General features: G+C 68.1%; 17 protein-coding genes and 2 pseudogenes. 9 read left to right on the top strand and 10 right to left on the bottom strand.

The annotated features are described in order from the left end of the window. Positions 1–52 precede the first annotated feature (52 nt). Positions 53–577: a MarR family winged helix-turn-helix transcriptional regulator gene (locus ACIRO3_RS26960; RefSeq protein WP_404141138.1), complete on the top strand. Its 525-nt coding sequence runs from the start codon at positions 53–55 to the stop codon at positions 575–577. 206 nt (positions 578–783) lie between these two features. On the opposite strand, the gene ACIRO3_RS26955 is transcribed toward ACIRO3_RS26960, so the two are convergent. The 3 genes from ACIRO3_RS26955 to ACIRO3_RS26945 all read right to left on the bottom strand — a co-directional run bounded on the left by ACIRO3_RS26955 (position 784) and on the right by ACIRO3_RS26945 (position 2,420). Continuing rightward, positions 784–1,170 carry a restriction endonuclease gene (locus ACIRO3_RS26955; RefSeq protein ID WP_404141136.1) on the bottom strand — a complete coding sequence of 129 codons (387 nt, stop codon included), beginning with the start codon at positions 1,168–1,170 and terminating at the stop codon, positions 784–786. 151 nt (positions 1,171–1,321) lie between these two features. Then, on the bottom strand, positions 1,322–1,513 hold the full coding sequence (locus tag ACIRO3_RS26950; RefSeq protein ID WP_404141134.1) for a hypothetical protein: 192 nt from the start codon (positions 1,511–1,513) through the stop codon (positions 1,322–1,324). 472 nt (positions 1,514–1,985) lie between these two features. Further along, positions 1,986–2,420: an Hsp20/alpha crystallin family protein gene (locus ACIRO3_RS26945; RefSeq protein ID WP_404141132.1), complete on the bottom strand. Its 435-nt coding sequence runs from the start codon at positions 2,418–2,420 to the stop codon at positions 1,986–1,988. Between the two features lie 129 nt (positions 2,421–2,549). Here ACIRO3_RS26945 and ACIRO3_RS26940 point away from each other — a divergent pair, with 129 nt between their 5' ends. The 3 genes from ACIRO3_RS26940 (at position 2,550) to ACIRO3_RS26930 (ending at position 5,264) form a co-directional block, all read left to right on the top strand. Then, complete coding sequence (locus ACIRO3_RS26940; RefSeq protein ID WP_361777930.1) at positions 2,550–3,215, top strand: HSP18 transcriptional regulator; 666 nt, start codon at positions 2,550–2,552, stop codon at positions 3,213–3,215. A 251-nt stretch (positions 3,216–3,466) separates the two neighbouring features. Then, entirely contained in the window at positions 3,467–4,636 is a 1,170-nt protein-coding gene (locus tag ACIRO3_RS26935; RefSeq protein ID WP_404141131.1) for a PP2C family protein-serine/threonine phosphatase, read from the top strand. 211 nt (positions 4,637–4,847) lie between these two features. Then, positions 4,848–5,264, top strand: coding sequence for an ATP-binding protein (locus tag ACIRO3_RS26930; RefSeq protein ID WP_404141129.1), 417 nt, complete (start codon positions 4,848–4,850; stop codon positions 5,262–5,264). 346 nt (positions 5,265–5,610) lie between these two features. On the opposite strand, the gene ACIRO3_RS26925 is transcribed toward ACIRO3_RS26930, so the two are convergent. After that, entirely contained in the window at positions 5,611–6,834 is a 1,224-nt protein-coding gene (locus ACIRO3_RS26925; RefSeq protein WP_404141127.1) for a phosphatidylserine/phosphatidylglycerophosphate/cardiolipin synthase family protein, read from the bottom strand. 345 nt (positions 6,835–7,179) lie between these two features. Continuing rightward, positions 7,180–7,359: pseudogene (locus ACIRO3_RS26920) on the bottom strand (MerR family transcriptional regulator); the annotation flags it as partial. 1,559 nt (positions 7,360–8,918) lie between these two features. On the opposite strand from ACIRO3_RS26920, the gene ACIRO3_RS26915 reads away from it, so the two are divergent. Further along, complete coding sequence (locus ACIRO3_RS26915) at positions 8,919–9,128, top strand: hypothetical protein (protein ID WP_404141125.1); 210 nt, start codon at positions 8,919–8,921, stop codon at positions 9,126–9,128. Between the two features lie 245 nt (positions 9,129–9,373). Here ACIRO3_RS26915 and ACIRO3_RS26910 read toward each other — a convergent pair whose 3' ends face one another. From ACIRO3_RS26910 to ACIRO3_RS26890, 5 genes are all read right to left on the bottom strand, one after another. Further along, positions 9,374–9,826 (bottom strand): STAS domain-containing protein, encoded by a 453-nt coding sequence (locus ACIRO3_RS26910; RefSeq protein ID WP_404141123.1) that lies wholly within the window; start codon positions 9,824–9,826, stop codon positions 9,374–9,376. 46 nt (positions 9,827–9,872) lie between these two features. Then, the gene (locus ACIRO3_RS26905) at positions 9,873–10,226 is read right to left on the bottom strand and encodes a MerR family transcriptional regulator (RefSeq protein ID WP_404141121.1); all 354 of its coding nucleotides are present in this window, start codon (positions 10,224–10,226) and stop codon (positions 9,873–9,875) included. A gap of 2,259 nt (positions 10,227–12,485) precedes the next feature. Then, positions 12,486–13,244 (bottom strand): thioredoxin domain-containing protein, encoded by a 759-nt coding sequence (locus ACIRO3_RS26900; RefSeq protein WP_404141119.1) that lies wholly within the window; start codon positions 13,242–13,244, stop codon positions 12,486–12,488. Between the two features lie 919 nt (positions 13,245–14,163). Then, positions 14,164–14,574 (bottom strand): RidA family protein, encoded by a 411-nt coding sequence (locus tag ACIRO3_RS26895; protein WP_404141117.1) that lies wholly within the window; start codon positions 14,572–14,574, stop codon positions 14,164–14,166. Between the two features lie 335 nt (positions 14,575–14,909). Further along, the gene (locus ACIRO3_RS26890; protein WP_404141115.1) at positions 14,910–15,677 is read right to left on the bottom strand and encodes a methyltransferase domain-containing protein; all 768 of its coding nucleotides are present in this window, start codon (positions 15,675–15,677) and stop codon (positions 14,910–14,912) included. On the opposite strand from ACIRO3_RS26890, the gene ACIRO3_RS26885 reads away from it, so the two are divergent. The 4 genes and pseudogenes from ACIRO3_RS26885 (at position 15,615) to ACIRO3_RS26870 (ending at position 18,493) form a co-directional block, all read left to right on the top strand. Further along, positions 15,615–16,427, top strand: a complete 813-nt coding sequence (locus tag ACIRO3_RS26885) for a winged helix-turn-helix transcriptional regulator (protein WP_404141113.1) — start codon at positions 15,615–15,617, stop codon at positions 16,425–16,427. The genes ACIRO3_RS26890 and ACIRO3_RS26885 overlap by 63 nt on opposite strands. Positions 16,428–16,924: 497 nt before the next feature. Beyond that, positions 16,925–17,290 (top strand): iron chaperone, encoded by a 366-nt coding sequence (locus tag ACIRO3_RS26880; RefSeq protein ID WP_404141111.1) that lies wholly within the window; start codon positions 16,925–16,927, stop codon positions 17,288–17,290. Positions 17,291–17,634: 344 nt separating this feature from the next. Next, a pseudogene (locus ACIRO3_RS26875) lies at positions 17,635–17,950 on the top strand (IS5/IS1182 family transposase); the annotation flags it as partial. 132 nt (positions 17,951–18,082) lie between these two features. Then, the gene (locus ACIRO3_RS26870; protein WP_404141109.1) at positions 18,083–18,493 is read left to right on the top strand and encodes a hypothetical protein; all 411 of its coding nucleotides are present in this window, start codon (positions 18,083–18,085) and stop codon (positions 18,491–18,493) included. Positions 18,494–19,534 lie beyond the last annotated feature (1,041 nt).

The following is a 19,534-nucleotide window of genomic DNA, read 5'->3' as shown; positions in this document are numbered from 1 at the left end:
GCGCACATCGACAGCCGGAACCCGCACCCAACCCCTCGGACGGGGAAACCGCATGACAGAGAGCGCCCACCGCACCCCCGACCCCGTCCACGCCGCCGCCCGCCAGGCCGGCCGCATCGTCGAACTCCTCGACATCCTGTGGGAACAGGCCCGCAACGACATCCCACCCCCTTACGTCCCCGTCTCCCAGCTCCGCGTGATGTACATCGTCGAGAGCGAGGACCGGATCCGCATGCGGGCCCTCACCCGGCTCCTGTCCGCCGCACCGCCCTCGGTGTGCCGCCTGGTCGACCGCCTCCAGGCCCTCGGCTTCATCGAGCGCCTGCCCTGCCCGGACAACGGCCGTGAAGTCATGCTCTCCCTCACCGGCGCGGGCCGCGAACATCTGGCCCGGATCCGCGCCTGCCGCGACGAACTCCTGATCGAAGCGCTCGCCACCATGCCCTTCCATCAGCGCACCGCGCTGACCGACGTCCTCGCAGGATTGCAGGAAACCCTGGTCAAGACGCCCATGCTCCTCGTCGGTCAAGACACCCGGCCCGCCCCGAAGCCGCACGACGCGGCCGAAAGCGCGTAGCGCGAAGACCTGCCCACTCGACGGCGTGCACCAGGCGAAGCCCCCTTCAGGATCGGAGCGCGGGCACCCGGTCAACGACGGATGCGCGCCCGCCTGCGGCCCCCGGGGGTCGAGGGGCGAGCAGGAGCGCGAGTGGGCCGAAGTCGCGCCGGGCGCCAGGGGCAGGGCCGCCGTGGCTCAGGCCGGCGGCACGAAGGTGGCGGGGCTCAGGCGGGCGGGGCGAAGGCGGCGGTGAGTCGGTCCAGGCGGGCGTACAGGGCACGAACCAGCCGCGCCCGGTCCTGTACGCACGCCGCGGTTGCCTCCAGTGGTTCGGCCAGGATGCGCTCGGCGTCGCCCAGGACGACCTCGGCCAACGCGCGCCTGCCGTCGTTGTCGGGGAGCCGGAGGGCGTGGTGGCGTACGTCGGCGGCGACGACGCGGGCGTGTTCGGTCATCTGGAGGGCGATCTGCTCGTGGTCGCAGTCGTCCAGGTCCGAGGACTTCCAGGCGAGCACCGCCCTCACGAGTGCTTCGTAGGGCCCGCGGTCGAGGGAGGACGCCGGGTCGAGCAGGCCTTCGGGGTCGCGCTGAGCCTTGGGTGTGCTGATCATGAGTGCCTCGATGTGTCGTCGTGGCGGTCGGCATGTGTGACCGAGCGACACGTGGGTCGTTCGTTCGTGTACCGACGTTGCGGTTGCCTCAGGTCCTCGGGGCGGTCCGCCTGGACCGGCGGGCCGCCCCGAGGCGCGTCTGCCGGTCAGGTCAGCGGGCCTGGTGCCGGGCGCCCTGCTGACCCGGGATCTCGGTCAACCGCGTTGTGCGGGAACGGCGGTGGCCGGCCACCCGGCGACGGCCCGGGACGGGGTTCGTCCGCGCCGGGGCGTCGGGGGCCAGGATCAGCAGCACGATGGGCACGAGAACCGCGACAAGGATGAGCACGGTAACGAGGGTCATGTTCCTGCCTTCCGTCGGGTACTGACTGCCTGTAGCTACTTGGTGTAACCAGGATGCCGGGTCGTAAACACCGAACGTGACGGAAACGGCGCGAATCGACGTACCTGGCCGGCCGGCACGGCATAGGACCCGGAAGCGCGGCGGGGTCCTGCAGCCGGATCTCGCGAAGGACTGAGCTGATGACGAACAGGCAGGCACGATGACCCGCCCGCCGCAGGCTCCACGGTGCCTTCGGACACGACGGCGGGGCCCACCCCTGGCGAAGGGGTGGGCCCCGTGGGCCTTGTGTCGGTACGCGCGAGACAGTGGACCGGGCCGCCACCAGCGGTACCAGCGGCCGGTCGTCGAGGCGAGCAGGTACTGCCGGCGACCTGTCAGCTGGAGGGCTGCCAGTCACCGGCCTCGCGGTGGATGCCCGATCTGCTGGGCAGGGGCTCGGTTGGCGGCCCCCGCCGTGCTTCAACAGGCAGGTTCAGCCGGAGATCTGCTTGCGGTCGTCGGCTCGGCCGATGCTGATCTTGCGGGGCTTGGCGCGCTCGGCGATCGGGATCCGCAGGGTCAGGACACCCGCGTCGTAGTCGGCTTCGATGCGCTCGGTGTCGAGGGTGTCGGCCAGCATGACCTGTCGGGAAAAGACGCCCAGGGGCCGCTCGGAGAGTTCCATCTGCACGCCGTCGGACTTGCCCGACGGGCGCCGTTCGGCCCTGACCTTGAGCATGTTCCGCTCAACGTCGATGTCGATCGCCTCACGGTCCACCCCGGGCAGGTCGAAAGCGATCACATAGACGTCACCGTCACGGTAGGCGTCCATCGGCATCGCCGACGGCTTCGACCACGTACCCGACGTACCCGACAGCTGCTGGAAGATCCGGTCCATCTCGCGGAACGGGTCAGTGCGCATCAACATCGCGAAACACCTCCACTTGGCCAAGGCAGAAACTGCCAATGCGCTTCAACGTGCATCCGTTGTAACATGTCATCGAACCGATGACAAGCGAGACGTCATCCGAAGGATGACGAGATTGCGGAGAGCTCCATGACCGAAGCCACCCCGCCCCCAGCAGTGACCTTCCCTGCCGCCGCCACGGCACTGGAGGCCATCAGCGAGTCCGTGCGGGAAGCGCAGAACTGCGCCGCGGGAACGCTTGCGACCGCAGCGCCGCCGTCGGCCGACTCCGGCCCGCACCCGGCTCTGACCGCGTTGTCGACACTGCGCGAGATCCGTGAGCAGCTCGCCGGATGGGAGAGCGCGCTGATCGAAACCGCCCGCGACCAGGGCGCGAGCTGGGCCGACCTCGCCGGCCCCCTCGGAGTCGCGAGCCGCCAGGCCGCCGAACGCCGATACTTGCGGCTGCGCCCGGGCTCGGCAGGCAGCACCGGAGAGCAGCGCGTCCAGGCCACCCGCGACTCCCGCGCCGCCGAACGCAGCGTGACCGCGTGGGCCCGCGACAACGCGGCCGACCTACGCCGCCTCGCCGGCCAGGTCAGCGCTCTCACCGACCTCCCCGCCGGCTCCGAGAGCGCCATGGGAGAGCTCAACCAGGCCCTCGCCGACAACGATGCCGCCCACCTCGTCCAGCCCCTCACCGACACCCGCCCTCACCTACGCCCCGAGAACTCCGACCTCGCCGACCGCATCGACGTCATGACCCGACACACCGACCGACTCCGCCAGGACAGCCACGACCAGCGCAGTACCTGACCTGACCGACGCGTTGGGCCCCTTCATCGCGGGCCGCGGCGCGCGGGCCGTCTTGTAACCGGCAGACGAGGCGCCGCCGGTCGACCGCCTCCGCGCAGGTGCCGGTCAGCGACCGCGCATGACAAGTCCGGGCAGACGAATCCGAACGGACCTGTGCACGCGAAGATTGCCTTGACCTCCACCCCCGTGAGCACCGGCTCCCCGGTGTGTCCACTCCCCACGCAACCCATCTCGCAGAAGTGATCCCGCCCATGACGAACTTCCTCGCAGTTGAGCGTGCCTTGCGCACGGCCGCGCCTCACGACCTTCTCCGTTCGCTCCGCGCCGCCTTGACAGAGCACTACCGAGCGATCGAGGTCGACCTCCTCATGGCCGACTACAGCCTGACCGTGCTCCAACCCGTGACCGCACTGCCCCACACCGCCGAGCCCCTGCCCGTACAGGCAAGCCCCGAGGGCCGAGCCTTCGGCAGCCAGGAACCGTACGAGCAGTCCACGGCACAGGACGGCGCCGTGAACCTCCACCTGCCGGTGACGGTCCGCGGCGATCGGTTGGGGATCCTCACCGTGCGGATGCCCGAGGACGCGTGCACCCCTGAGATCGTCCGTGAGCTGACAGACCTGGCGGAACTCCTGGGGCACGAGATCGTCGTGGCCGAGCGGGACACCGACCTCTACCTCCAGGCCCGGCGCGCCAGCCGACTCACCCTGGCAGCCGAGATGCAGTGGCAGTTGCTCCCGGCACGGGCCTGCGCCCGCCCCGAATACGCCATCGGGGCGCAACTGGAGCCCGCTTACGACATCCACGGCGACAACTTCGACTGGTCCACGACCGCAGACACCCTCACCCTGACCGTCACCAACGGGATGGGCAAGGGCATCGACGCCTCACTCCTGACCAACCTCGCCATCAACGCACTGCGCAACGCGAGGCGAGCGGGCGTCGACATCGCCGACCAAGCCGCACTCGCCGACCAGGCAATCTACGGCCAACACCGCGGACACCAGTACGTGTCCACCCTGCTGCTGTCCTTCGAACTGGCCACCGGGCGGGGCCGAGTCGTGGACGCCGGCTCTCCACAGCTGTGGCGTTACAGAGACAGATCCGTCGAACGCATCGCGTTCGAGGCGCAACTCCCCCTCGGGATGATCGAAGAGTCCCCCTACACCGCACAGGACTTCCAGGTACTGCCCGGCGATCGCCTGATCTTCGCCAGCGACGGCGTGTACGCGGCCGCCCGCGAGGGCGGGGAGACGTACAGCGAACGCGCCCTGGCCCGGGCGATCCAGGCCACCAGCCTCCTGCCCGCCGCGGCCGTGCCCCGCGCGATCCTGCAGGAACTCGCCACCTACCGCGACACCGACCCCGACGACGACGCCCTGGTCCTGTGCATGGACTGGTTCGGCAGACCCTCGGCCTGACCGGGCGCAGCAGTGCTACGCCGAGCCGGCCGGCCGGACATCCCATCTGCCCGCCCCGCCACATCGCGAGCCGGAGCCGGAGCCTCATCGAACGAGTGGCGCGCCATGGCCGAGCCCCGGACGCACGGCACGACCGGTAGCCAACGCCCTCGCGGGGTAGACGCACGAGAGTCTCCACCGCACGGACGCGATCGCAGAACGGGGTACAGCCATGCCGAGCCTGACCACGACCGACAGCCATACCGACCACCCGGCGCAGCAGAACACGTACCAGCCACTGCGCCCCGCCCAGGCTCGCGAAGCCGCCACCGACTTCCTCGCGAGTCTCAACCCGCCGCCGCCCGAGACCACCATCCAGAACGTGCTCCTGCTCGTCTGCGAACTCGTCACGAATGCGCTCCGGCACGCCGGCGCGGTCACCTCGATGAAGATGCGCGCCGACCATCAGGTCATCCAGGTCACTGTCGAGGACCCCAGCCCGGCCCACCCGCAGGAGCGCGCACCCGACCTCACCGGCAAGACCGGCGGCTTCGGCTGGCCCACGATCCGACTCCTCGCCCAGAAGCTCACCATCGTCCCGGCTCATCCTCACGCCGGCAAAGCGATCATCGCCGCCGTCCCCCGCTAGACAGACCGCCCGAGCTGCAGCGAGAAGACGCCTTCAGCATTGAAGCGGGTACGCCTGCGGACACCGCACGGACCCCCACGGCATCCGGGCACGCTCCACCTGACCGCCCACCTCGACGCGATCGAGGCCGCCCTCGATGCCCCAGCCCGCAGACGCCACGCCCACGCACGCCCGGCCTCTCACACGGCGCGGTCACGTGGCCGTCCACCGACGCCGTGCCGCGCCATGCCATGCCATGCCATGCCATGCCATGCCGCAGTCTGCCCGCGGCACGGCGTGGGACCACGGCCACCACTCGTACGAGGTCTCGCTTGCGGCCCGCGCGCGAACGTGTGCGCCGGCTCGATCACAAGAAGCGGCGAATGGGCTGCACTGCCACTTCCCGGGCCCGCTGAAGGACAGGGCGCTTCTTCCAGCGGCCCTCTCGGATCAGCTCGCTTACCGTGATGTCCTCATCGAAGTGTCCGTCGAGTACCCCGGTGAATCGCTCGTCCAGTACGGCGAGCATGACCTCTTCGTCATGATCGAGGGAGCGGCGATTGAAGTTGGTCGATCCGACCAGCGCGGCGACGCGGTCGACGGTGATGACCTTGGCGTGCATCATCGTCGGCTGGTACTCGTAGATCTTCACCCCGCAGGAGACGAGGTCCTCGTAGTGGTGCTGGCCGGCGAGCTGGCAGACCCGTTTGTCGGTGTGGGGACCCGGGAGCAAGATCTCGACCTCGACGCCGCGCCTGGCGGTCGCGCACAGCAGCTCGATGAAGTACTCGTCCGGTGAGAAGTAGGCGGTCGCCAGGCGGAAGCGTTCCTCGGCGGACTCCAGCATGACCCGCACCAACGTCTGCATGTCCTGCCAGCCGAAGCTGGCCGAGCCGCGCACCACCTGCACGATGGCGTCGCCCTGTGGCCGGTGGTCGACGAAGCGATCACGATCGTCGAAGAGCTCGTCGTGGCACTCGGCCCAGTTCTGCGCGAAGGCGGCGGCGATCCCGTCGACGGCGGGTCCGCGGACCTCGACGTGCGTGTCGCGCCATTCCCGCTCGTTGCGCGCGTTGCCGCACCATTCCTCGGCGATCCCGACTCCGCCGGTGAACGCGGTCTCCTCGTCGACGACGAGGACCTTGCGGTGGCAGCGGTGGTTCTGCTTGAGCGGGGAGAGGTAGAGCGGCTTGCGGAACCAGGCCACCCTCACTCCGGCCTCCTCCATGGAGTCCAGCAGTTCCCGCTCGATCAGGCGGCTGCCGAAACCGTCGAGCAACAGTCGCACCCTCACTCCGGCACGTGCCCGCTCGGCAAGGGCCACGGCGAAGTCACGGGCTATCTCGCCCTTCCAGTACACGAACGTCATCATGTCCACGGTGTGCCGAGCACTGCGGATGCCGGCCAGCATCGCGGCGAAGATCTCGTCCCCGTTGCGCAGAGGGGTGAGGGCGTTGCCCTCGGTCGCCGCGATCCCTATCAGGCGCTCCAGGCGTCGCCGGAGCCTGGCCAGCCGGCCGTCGGTGGTCGGCACTCTCAGCGGCGAAGAAGGTTGCGGGTTCGGCTTGGCGGGATCTTGGGTGAGGCTCATGGGGGCTCCCGGGTTGAAGGAGTGGGACAGGCATGGCAGGCACCGTGTGCCCGCTCCCGCGCCACCTGAACAGCCGGGCGGCCCCGCATGCGACCAGAAGCATCCGGGTCAGATCCATCAGCAGCACAGGGTTGGTTGGGCACTACGCGCGGCACGCGTGCACGTGGCCCTGGCATTCACTGACCGCTACGCGCACCCAGAGTGCGAACGACGCCGTCGATCACCGCGCACCGGCGCACCACTGGGCGCACTCGATCACCCCGCCACCCAACCGGAGAAGGCACCGCGACATGGTGGACGACCCCCCAGCGACGACCGTTCGACGGGGCCTTCCCATCGGAATCCCTACCCGCGGCGGTCGGCGGTTCCTGCGGAGCGGCGGTATTCGGCGTTGATGCGCTGGGCTTCCTCCAGCTGATCCTCCAGGGCCACGATCCGGCAGGCTGCCTCGATCGAGGTGCCCTGGTCGACGAGTTCCCGCGCGCGGGCGGCGATACGGAGCTGGTAACGGGAGTAGCGCCGGCATGAAACGCGTGGAGGGGCCCTGGCGCGTGTCGCGCCAGGGCCCCGAAGGAACTGCTACACCATCTACCGGCCCTGATACCGCGCCGGCTCTCTGTTTCCGCTGACCCGACCTGGGCGCTGTCGGGGATGCGGGGATCGCGGTTGCTTGACCGGAGACCACCTCACTCACGATGTCCTGCGGTACCCGGACCCTGTCACCGCGTCCGGGCGATCCTGATGGCGCCTCAACTCCTCCGTTCATCCCTCGGATGATCAACTGCCATTACCGGTACTGCGAACTGCGGGTACTGCTTCACTCGGTACTGCTGGTGATGCGAACTGCTTGTACTGCTTGCACTACTCGTGGCCTGACCCAGCGCCACGTCTTCGGCAGCCAGCCCCGTCGCCCATCCTGCATCTGCTCTGGCTTGGAACCCCACTGCCGAACCTCCCGATGCGCGCGCCCGCAGCCGACGCCTTCATCGAGGTGCTGCTCCACTGACTTCACTGCTGGGTGCCTGCTGGTACTGCAATCACTGTGTTAAACGCTGTACTGCTCGCGGTAGCCCCTGATCACCGCAGGCCACCCGGTCCAGTGGCCAGTCCCGTCGCCGTACTGCAACCGCTCTGGCTTCGACACTCCACCACCGCACCGCACTGCTGAACCGCAACCACCTGCACTGCGGGTACTGCTGCCCGGCAGTTCGTCTCTGCCAGGCCCTTCGCTCTCTCTGGGCTACGAGAGAAACCATAACCAGATCACTGACCGATGTCTACTCCAGCCAGGATAGATTTCCGGGCGCCTGGCGAGAGAGGTTTTCGACTCCCACCGAGGTTGAAGGGCTGCGGTCCGGGGCACAACCAGCCAGGCGCGCACGACCGCGTGCTGCACACGACCGCAGAGACCCCGGTTCGGATGATCAGGCCCTTGTCGATCCGACGAGGCCGTAACCCATGGCGGTCCCACGTGCGTGCGGTTGCATGCGCGCACCGATGGTCCCGTGGAGCAGTGACCGCAGCGGATTGGCTCAGCTGCGACAGGCATGTGGACGGCGGCCCTCCTCCACGTCAGCGTCGCCGTCACCGTCTGCTCGCTCGTACGTCCCAGCCGCTGCCGAGACCGCCGCGTCCGCGCGCCGGGCCGTCGAGCCCCACTGTCGGCCTGCTTCTTCCTGTACGTCGCGTGCTCCTGCCCTTCCCCACCGGCGTCAAGAGCGCTGACGACCATGCAGTCGTCCCTTTCGGATCATGCGCCGGGCGGGCGCATCGCGCACCGGGAGAGGCCAGGTCGGCTCCGGTACGGCTTCTGCACGAGCCGGCAGCTGCCATACCGCGCCGGGTGTGCGCGGCATCTCGCGGACCGGCGCAAACGATTCAGCGGTGGAGCCCCAGCCCGGAGGGACCCTCGGGACGACAGGCAGCGACGCGCCCACGGTGGGCGGATGGCGCCATCGGCACGAGCAGCCGGCCGAATCCCAGGTCTCATCCGGCCAGGCGGGCCGAAACTCAGCCCGCCGATCCGACTTGGCTTGACGGACTGCCGCGCGCCACAGCCCCGACGCCCGTGGGAGGGTGGCCGCGTGACCACGACGACGCTGCAATGCGCGGACACTCCCCTGCACTCCGCCCGGGGCCTGCCCTGGGCGGTCGGCGTGGGGCGGGCCTGCTGCGCCTGCGGCACCAAACTCACCGCCGGTGCCGTCTCCCGCGCAAAGATCTCCGGCCGGCAGGGAGTCCACAACACCGACATCGAGGTACGGGCCTGCGTCAGGACGAAGCCCGCGTCATGAACGCGCGCCCCGCGTGACCCACCGATGGACACGATGATCGGCTCCCCACCTGCAGGCGTGTGGAGCCCTGGGCCCTCCCGATCGGTGCTCGTCACGCCCGCCCGCCAACTTTCGAGGGCTCACCGCCCCTCGACCACCGCAGCGGTCGATCGGTCGCAGGTCGGGGCGAGGAGGCGATTCCCCGCGTGCCCCGCAAGTGCCCGGCGACGATCGGGTTGAGCCGTATCGTCGTGGTCACGCCCGGTTTACCGCGCAACCTTCCGGCTGGTTGCCCGAACCTGGCCCTGCTGGGCTGTGTCGAAGGTCGTGCCGCTCCCGCCACCTTCTTGCTGCTCGACTGCGCGCTGCTCGACTGCCCGCTGTGCCGGTTGGGGCGCCAAGCCGAGGCGGGTGGCGGTGCCGGTGGCGTCCACGATGCGGGTCACGACGGGTTGGAACGGGCCGCTGAGATGAAAGCCGACTCCCGCACGGACCGCTTCGGCCCTGGCCCACAGCAGAGCGCCGAGCCCCGAGCAGTCACAGAAGGACACCCCGCTGATGTCGATGCGCAGCAGGGCCGGTTGGCTGTCGAGGCAGGCGCGGACCGCGTCGCGGACGGCCGGGGCGGTTGCCAGGTCGAGTTCACCGGCGAGGGGGACGAGGCCGTATCGGCCGGCGAGGAGCACCGTGCGGCCCTGTCGCCGAGGGGATGGGATCACACCCGGCTTTCGCGAGTCTCTCTCAAGGGGCATCGGCTCCGCCTCCTCAGGCCGCGGCCGGTGGGCCGGCCGCCGATCGGGAGGCGTTGAGGTTGTCAGCGTTGATACGCCGGGCTTCTTGGAGCTGGTCCTCCAAGGCGACGATGCGGCAGGCCGCCTCCACCGGCAGGCCTTGGTCAACGAGTTCGCGGGCGCGGGCGGCGATACGGAGCTGGTAGCGGGAGTAACGCCGGTGCCCGCCGGGTGAGCGCAGCGGTGTGATCAGGCGGGCGTCGCCGATCGCGCGGAGGAAACCCTGGGTGGTGCCGAGCATGTCGGCGGCCCGGCCCATCGTGAAGGCGGGGTAATCATCGTCATCCAGACGACCGGCAAGCGGCCCGGTCGGATTCTCTGCCGTCATTTCACCTCTCTGTGGAACGCGGAGGGGCCCTGGCACGTGTCGCGCCAGGGCCCCGAAGGAACTGCTACACCATCTGCCGGCCCTGATACTGCGCCGGCCTCATTCCGCACACCCGCCTGGAAGGCGACGGGTGGTGCGGGGATCGTGGTTGTTCGACCGGAGACCACCTCACTCACGATGTCCTGCGGTACCCGGACTCGCGTGGCGTCCGGGCGATCCCGATGATGCCCAATCCCTCCGTTCATCCCTCGGATGATCAAGTACCTACCTGTGGGAACTACTGACACTGCGAACTGCTGGTACTACTCCACTCGGAACTACTGTCACTGCTGGTGATGCGAACTGCTTGTACTGCTTGCACTACTCGCGGCCTGACCCAGCGCCACGCTTCGGCAGCCAGCCCCGTCGCCCATCCTGCGTCCACTCTGGCTTGGAACCCCACTGCCGAACCTCCCGATGCGCGCGCCCGCAGCCGACGCCTTCACCGAGGTGCTGCTCCACTGACTTCACTGCTGGTACTGCGAACTGCACGTACTGCTGGCACTACACCACTGCGTCAACTGCTGGTACTGCCTGTGGCGGCCCCTGATGACCGCGGGCCACCCGGTCCGATGATCAGTCCCGTCGCCGACCTGCAACAACCCTGGCTTCGACACTCCACCACCGCACCGCACCACTGAACTACGGAACTGCAACTACCTGTACTGCGAGTACTGCCGCCCGGCAGTTCGTCTCTGCCGGGCCCTCGCTCTCTGGGCTACGAGAGAAACCATAACCACACCACCGACCGATGTCTACTCCAGTCAGCATAGATTTTCGTGCGGCACTCGACGAAGTAATCGGCTGCGATGGCACACGCGCACTCGACACGTCCGACAAGTCGAGACAGACGAGCGGCCCACCGGCCTCAACAGCCTCATCCGCGCGCAACTCACCGCCCTCACCCGCGGCCGCACGCTCTAATGCGGCGGAGCCGAGTCCACCCCTGTCAACGGAGACCAAGTCCCCATCGTCGGAGCCACCTTGAACGAGTAACTACCGAAGACTCGATCACCGCGTGATGTCCGACCAGGGATCCTGAGGGTATGGCTTGACGTCGGCTGTGTGCCTCCTGCGATGCCGGGCGACCGCCGGGCTTGAAGCGCAACATCGACGTCGCAGGCCTACGACCGGGCAGCCTTCGCGTCTTGGCCGTCCGGGCCGGCGACCGCACCGGGTCCGCAGACCGCATCGCGTCGACCGGAAGGCCGGCGCAGCCTCCCTTCATGCCCCAGCCGGCAGTACGTCACCCCTCTGTCACGGCCGCCACAGGAAGGGGTGGAGAGACGCTGAATGGAGCGTTCGGCCCGCCGGTACCCCACAGCGATCCGAAAGAAACAAGGCAAGTGCGCCGATGACATCACCCTTTCGGGGATAGTGATCGTCACTCATCGAGTCGGCCGTTGTTCTCACGGGCAAGCGAATCGCAGCGCGCAGGTTGGCGGCCCTGGTGAGTGTTTTCCTAGGATCCGTACAACCTGAGCCCAGCGGAACACGGTTGCCCTGCAGCCGTCCAACGAACTCAAGGCAGAGAACACCGCAGCGCCTGCAGAAGACGCAGATACGGATTGCCATATGACGCAGCTCACCTGGCTGGTTCGGGCGAACGTCGATCGTCCTACCTTGCGGGATCGCATGAGCCATGCTCGCCACCACCAGCCCCTCTCCCAAGACCAGATCGATGCCCTGGCAGCCGTCTCCGCCTACGAAGAAGCCGCAGAATGCGTCACATAGGCCGACGGCCGGCTCACCGCCGCCGACCTTGACCATCTGCGCACCACCTGGGCCGCAGCCGCGTCGGCCTCTTGGGAACTTGGCCGCCGCTCGGTGCTGGAAACCACGACGGTGCGGCCGTGGCGGTGGCGGCCGGCCTCACACGGGACAGCACCACCGTAGCCGGATCGAGGAGCCCCACCGTCCCTCATATCCGCACCGGTGCACTTCGACTGATCGATCCTGGATCCCATCCAGCGGATTCGTGCCCGTCGCGATCTCGATCGCCCGTTGATCCGCACACAGCGCACCACCCGCGGCTGGCACGTATCCGGCGCGCATACCGCAGCGCGGCCTGAGCCAGAGCCGGAGGTTCAGTGTCGGCCGCGATACCGGGTCACCAAGACCACGGACACGGGGAGAAGAAGGTCCGTTGGGGTCCGACGCGTCAGGGTGGCACTCGTCCGGAGACCTGCCGCCGACCTGACGGTCGGCGGGGCCGCAACCCTAGACCCTGTGCTTGCGCAATGCCTCGGGGGCCCTTTCGACCGCGATCAGCACACCCGTCAGGTCTTCCTCGTCGAACAGGTCATCGTAGAGCTCACCGGTGAGCACCGTGGTGTTGATGGCGACGGTGGGAGTGGCCGGTATCGACTCCTCCCCTGTCGGCTGGTACGCCGTCTGCGAAGCGGTCACGAAATCGCTGTACTTCATCGTCGACACCGCGGCGTCGAAGGCCTCGCTGCGCAACCCCGGCACCTCGTCCGCAAGGCTCAGCAGGCGCTGCGTGGTGTAGCCGTCTGCCGCTTCCGCCTCTTCCTGGTTGCCCATCAGCACGGCGTGGTACTCGGTGAACTTTTGCGCGTCGAGAGCCGCGCGCAGGGCGTTGACCGCGCGTTTGGAACCGTCACCACCGAGACGGTCGTCCTTGAACGAGGCAAGTACGTACTCCGTCCGCGTCCGCCTCTGGATGGTTTGAGTACGGATCGCTTTGGCGCCGCTCACCTCGAAGTCCGCGACAACCGGGCAACGCGGGTCCTCGTAGAGCCGAACGACCATCTTGGCGTTCGGGTCCCCCACCATGATCGTAGTGCCGTCCGTCGACAGCGCCTCTGGCAATTCCGTGGCGTTCGCGTATGCCTTCGGTACGGGCTCGGTCCTAGGACTCAAGCCTGCCAACGCGTCCGCACCATAACTGACCACGGCGACCGCGAGCGCCCCCCATACGGCCGTGTAGGCCAGCGTTCTGACATGTTTTACCTGCATCGAACTTCTCCCCCCTAGTGAATGCGCACACTCTAGTTGGGGCCGGTTCGGTCGGGGCTGGTACGGGTGGCTATGCCGTTGATTGAGGCAGGCGTTGTTGACGCTGCGGAAGCCAGTCTTGACGGCGTCTGTTTATCTTGCGTTGTTTTGACGGTAGGTCAGTGGGCTGACAGATCCTCGCGCGGGCTCTTGCCGTATCAGGGGCTGACGGTTCTGGCCGGCTTCCGCTGGACCGATCGCAAGGTCCGGACCGTCAGCTCGTCGGGGAGTCCCGTGGTGGTCGGCCACGCAACGCCGGAGCCCGCGAGATCGCTGACGAAGACGATCTCTACCGCCAAGAGAGTACGTGCCCAGTCCATGGGAGCCAGCTGATCGCTGCACCTGGCCGGACCCGACCACTCCAGGAGTGCTCGCCGAAGCAATCCGATCTCACCTCCGGCGAGCAGGTCACTCGCCGCAACTTCCGGACCCGACATCAGGCTCAGCTCTTCCCCACATCCGTCGAGGACAGCAGCCCTCCGAAAGGTGCTCCTGCTTACTCATCGGACGCCCACGTCTCGTCCGTCTCCACAGACACCTCCAACGCTGTCCCACGGAGCCGCGGTTCACGACGCCGCGACGCCGATCTCGCGCCCTGCGGGGTGCACGCGGGGCCAGAAGCAGCGAGTTGGCCTCGGACCACGGTAAAGACCCCGGCGAGGACGGAGCGGTACACCGCCCCGCCGCCGGCTCTGCGCCGGGCCGGCGGCCGGACAGCGGTGCTGTTCAGACTGTCGCCGGCTCTGTCACGGAAACGGGCCCTCTTCACGGCCTTCGTCTCGATCGGTGCACCTTGCCCGGAGTGCATGGTCAGACGAAGGCCGCCCCAGCGTCCGGCGGATGTTCAGCTGGGCTACCCGGTTCGATACGCCGTTCGAAGTCAGTCAGGCAGTGCCACGGTGAGATCCACCTCGACAAGCTGTCCCGCAAAGCCCAGCTGGGCGACGCCCAAGAGCGTGCTGGCGGTGGTGAATGCCGGACCCAGGGCAGACTCGGTGAGTCGACGCCATGCGGCTCCGAGAATGTCCCTCTCAGTGCTTCGCACGTAGATCACTGATCGCACCACATGTTCAGGCTGGGCACTCACTGCTCCCAGGGCAGTAATCGCGTTCGCGACGACCTGGTCGACCTGCGTCTCGAGGGAACCGGAACCGATGGGGTCCCCCTTCCGATCCAGCGGGCACTGCCCCGCCAGATAGGCAGTACGGCCCGCCTCCACCACGGTGATGTGGTGGTAGCCGGGTGTCTCATGCAGCTGCTCGGGGTTGATGCGGGTGATCTTCTCAGTCATGTCAGCGAGTCTGACCAGCGTGGTGCCAGCGCGCACCGCATTTTCCCCCACCGGCAAGCACTTCGCGGCGACGTGAGTTAGAGAACGGGCTTTCATCCGAGCGACCGAACAGCAGCAAAGAAGACGCCCGCCCAGCGGCGGAGCGAGCGAACCGGCTGGTGAAGCGGCTCTCCTGTCCGGCCGGGAACCCCGGGGTTGGTGAGCCGCCTCCCGAAGCGCCGGCAACCAGCTTGTCATGCATGTCACTTCAGGTGCTGTCTTCCCTGCCCGCGGCGTTGGTCGGGGCGGTTGGGATCTGAACCCGCCCGCACCTCCGGCAGCGCAACCACCTCGGCTCATGCCCGGCGGAGCGCGTATCCCAGATACGTCACAACCGGCCTGCCCTGCGGCTCGATCACCATGCCGACCAGTTCCGGCAGTTGCCCGTCCGTCACCGTGCCGCGCCTACGCCCGCGTGTCGCGCGCACCAGGCCGCGCGCGTCACGCGGCTTGAACGCCGAGATGTCCTTCACGGACAGCCCCGCCCGGTCAAGGGCCTCGGCGAGTTCCCCCGGGCGGCGGAACCTTTGTACGGCATAGCGACCACGGGGCATGATCCGTGTGCCCGGGAAGGCCTGGAAGGCGCCGAGATAGATGAGACGGGACACGAGCGTGCGGTTCACCGTGTCGTAGACGAAGGCTCCGCCGGGGCGCAGCACGCGTGCGGCCTCTGTGAGGACCGCGTCTGGCTGTTCGGTGATTTCGAGGGTGTCGGCGCAGTACACGAGGTCGAAGGAGCTCGCCGGCAGGTCGAGGTTCTCGGCCGGAGTCGTCAGGTAGGTGACGTCCTGTCCGTCGTCCGCGTCCAGGGCGAGGGTGGTCGCGGCAGGGGAGGGATCGGCGGCGACCACCTCGTACCCCAGCCCGGCGATGCCTCGGGCGAGAAGCCCGCGCCCGCTGCCCACGACGAGCGCCCTACCGGTAGCCGTCACGAGGTTCGACTCCCCGATCACACGGCGCAGGTACTCCATGCGTACGGACTGGAAGGTCAGGGCCCGGATGTGGCGGCCGTCGACGACCCCGGAGGCGTTCGAGTCGAGTGCGATGTGCGGAGCGTTGGCCATGGCGTACTCCCTCGTAGTTCCGATCAAGTTCCCTTAGGGAACTTAACATTGACGAGTTCCCTCGGAGCATTCGTTGGCGATACGGGGAGCGTGACCCGCACCCCCCTCTCCTCGGTAGCGTGCTTGCTCATCCGCACGACCGACCTGTTCGGCGATGCCTGGACGGCCTTGATCATGCGGGACGTTCTCGTCGGCATCAGCCGCTTCGACGAGTTGGCGGAGGACCTCAGCCTCTCCCGCAAAGTCCTCGCGGCGTGGCCGGCGCGGCTGGTCGAGGAAGGCGTGCTCACGCGCGCGCGGTACCAGGCGAGCCCGCCGCGCGAAGAGTACGCGGCCACGGACAAGGGCCCGGAGCTTTACCCCGTCCTGCTGACGCCGATGACCTGGGGCGACAAGGGGTACGCGCATTCCGCAGGGCTGCCCGCCCGGATCCACCACGACGCCTGCGGGCACATCTCCACGCCGGTCGTGACCTGTGGCGCCTGCCGGGATCCGCTCGCGGTGGCCGACACGACCCAACTGCCCGGTCCGGGCGGACGGGTAGGTCCGGGGACGCTGCTTCTGGGGCCGCTCATCGCCGCGCGGGGGTGCGGGGGTAAGGCAGCCGAGGCGGTGGTTTCCATACCGCCCGCCCCGCGACGAGGGCGAGAGCCAGCGCTTCCAACCGTCGGCGGTGCTCGGCGTAGGCCAGGGGCAGGGGCAGGGGCAGCAGCTCGATGCCGTCGTCCTGCAGGATGTCGGAGGCGATGAAGAACGCCGGCGTCCGCGCGTCGAGGACGGTCGCGGTGTGGCTGTGGGCGGCAGCACGCCGTTGGAGCGCCTCGAAGGAGAGCCGCAGCCCGGCTGGGACACGCGACTCGGGTCACCATCGACGGGGCCGGTCTCCCCGTCGAGGTCACGGATCCTCTCGGCGCGACGACCCGGACAACGCGGCACACCTTCGGCTTCGGCCGCCAGATCATCCTGACGGACGCCTTGTGACACACGACCCGGTTCCGATGGACACCGGAGGGCCGACCGGCCATTCGGATCACGGCGGACGGCGGACGGCAATGAGCAAGTCAGGGTTGCCCAGCACGTGTTACCCCGGCCAGTTGCCGAGGCGGTTACCTCCGCGCCTGTTACCGAGCCTGAACAGCGGAAAGGTCCCTCAGGGGAACCTCTTGCGCACCTGGGTAACCGGAATTGGGAGAATGGAGGTGTTTTGGAATGTAGAGAGGGCTTTGATCCCGGCATACCATCGCCGAATGGTGCAGAGCAAAGCAAGCGACGTCGATGGCTATCTCACTGAGGTTCCTGACGAACGCAGGGCCGCGCTGACCAGGGTGCGGCAGATGTGCCGAGAGGAACTGGTGGGCTTCAGCGAGGTCATGGCGTACGGAATGCCTGCATACGAGCGGGATGGCGCCTGCGAGATCGCATTTGCCAGCCAGAAGCAGTACATCTCCTTCTACCTCATGCGCAGTGAGGTCCGTGAGGCGTTCGAGGAACGTCTGGCTGTACACGACATGGGTAAGGGCTGCCTGCGGTTCCGCAGGCCGGAGGGCATCGACTTCGACCTGTTGCGAGATCTACTCAAGGCTACTGCGGACCGGCCCGGCAAGACCTGCTGACACCGCCTTGTTGGAGTTGGGCGAGGGCGAGTCGGGGGGTGGCCGGGGCTCGCTGCTCGGTCAGCTACCCCCGAGCAGATGCAGCACCCGACCGAGCGGCACGTTCGCCGTCTCCGAACTCATGCTCCGCCCCAAGTGGCGCAGGGTAGGCATATCGCGGCGCCTCCACGAAGCCTTTCCCACGGACAGGGACGAGGCCCTCGCGGTACTCCTCGTTGGCACCCGCCCCGCGTCCAAGCCCTCTACGAAACGTGGAGTACCGCAAGGTGGGCGAGCTCCGGCCCTTTCGCCGACTCGTCGCTGCACGCGGTCATGCCCCGTGCGCTGTGCGCTGCCGACTGAAACGACGGCGCCTGGACGCTGGATACGACTACAGCATGGTCCACCTCGGCCTGAAGGCAGCGGATCACAGGCCAGGTCGCCAAGCGCGGCGCGAAGACCTCGACCCAGACCGGCGGACGGTGGAGGTGGGTGCTGGAGCGCACGAATTCCTGGACGAACAGCTTCGGCAAGCTCCGCCGCTGCACCGAGTGACGAAGAGCCCCCGTCGAGTTCTTCATCGCCACGACCGGCACACTTGTCAGCGTCCGCTGCCTGATCCGACGTGCCTGGCCTCTCTACCGGTGGAACACCCGCCCACGAAGCTCCCGCGTCCGATGACCCACCGGCGGTCCTTCTCAGGCATCCAGTCGATACTGGCAGCGCGAGGAGCCAAGCCGGTACGAGAAGCGGGCGTTGCCTATCCGGCAAGAGCGGGGAGAGACTACTTACGAGCCGAGAGTAGGTGCACCCGTGGCAGCAGCCGAACCGGAGCACGTCGCCTGGTTGTCCGAGAGGCAGCTGGCCCGAGCCTGGCCGACCATCCGGGCGACCTGCCTGGACGCCACAGCGAAAGCCAACGGAGTCCGCAACAACCTGCATGTATCACACTCCACTTGGGGCGAGAGCAAGTGGCGCACGTACCACCCCGCGGATGTCGCCCGGGTGGCCGGAACGATCGCCGACGGCACCGCGGAGCTCCAGCCGCACTGGCGGAACGACACCCCAGAGGCCAAGCTGCTCGATCGGCGCCTTCGCAGGAAGAACCTGCCCGGGGCCATCGGGTGCGGCCTGCTCGTCGCCGTCCCGTTGGCGATCATCGTCATTCTCCTGATCATCTCCTGGAACGGCTCCGGATCGTCTTCGCCCTCCTACTGGCACTGACCCACATAGAGTCCGCTCAGTCGAGATCCGCCTCGCCGCCCTTTGCGAACAGCTCCGAGTGCGCCTGGGCAAGCAGCAACTATCGCTGTTGGCATCGATGCCCTGGGCCCCCGCCCCCGTCAGCTCGAGCCTGACTTTCGCCGGGATGCCCGCCACCAGCGAACCGGGCGGGATCTGCACGCCCTGCGGCACCACCGCGCCGGCCGCTTCAGCGAACCATCGCCCACCCGCGCGTCGTTGAGCCCAGGGCGCCCCACCCCGACCAGCACGCCGTCCTCGATCGTGCTGCCATGCGGCGCCGCCCCAGGCCGGCCACCTCGCCACTCTCGCGATCAGCCGGTTCGACGTATGCGGATCTCGGGCAAGCCGCTCGGCGCGCCGCTGCACACTCGGCTGTTCACCGCCACCAAGCCCGAGCCCGAAGCCTCGGCTACCGGTCCGCCGGCCTCCGCCTGACGAAGCCGCGATCCTGGCGGCAGATCCAGGCCACCAACGAGGTGTACACACGGTAGGACCCGCCACCGATAGCGGTCGCCCGAACTCCCGCACGTTCTGCCTGCCCAACTGCCTCACCTACTGGCGGACGCACTTAATGATCCCGAACTCGCAGTTGCGCTTTCCGAGACCCCTTCGAAACGGCGGGTCAGGGCTGCAGGCTCGCTGTGGGCGAAGGGCCCCTCGGGCACCAGCGCACTCCCTGACAGGCTACAAACTGTAGATAGGACGGCCGCACGGCATGGCAGGCGTTGCGCGCGCCATGCTCCGCCTGAGCCACCGTCTCCCAGCGCCGGTTTGTGCCTCACCTGTCCGCATCAGTGCCTTGCCCACGATGAGCGGTGCGGGGTTGCAGGTCCGCGTTGGAGCCTGTCTCTTGGAAGTGCGGCGCGCTTGGTGCTGGATGCCGGATCGAATTCCTGTGGCAGCAGCGCTCGCCCCGCAGCGGCTGATCGGGCGGGTCGTGGGCCTCGACGAGGAGGCAGCGCTGTTGCCTGACTGCGACCGGGCCTCCCCCGCCGGGATGCCGGTGATCGATCCGCTCCA

The organism is Streptomyces sp. NPDC102278, assembly GCF_044766345.1.
In the GTDB taxonomy this organism is placed as follows: Bacteria; Actinomycetota; Actinomycetes; order Streptomycetales; family Streptomycetaceae; genus Streptomyces.
The sequence above is the reverse complement of the archived record's forward strand: the minus strand, read 5'-3'. Positions and strand labels throughout refer to the sequence as shown.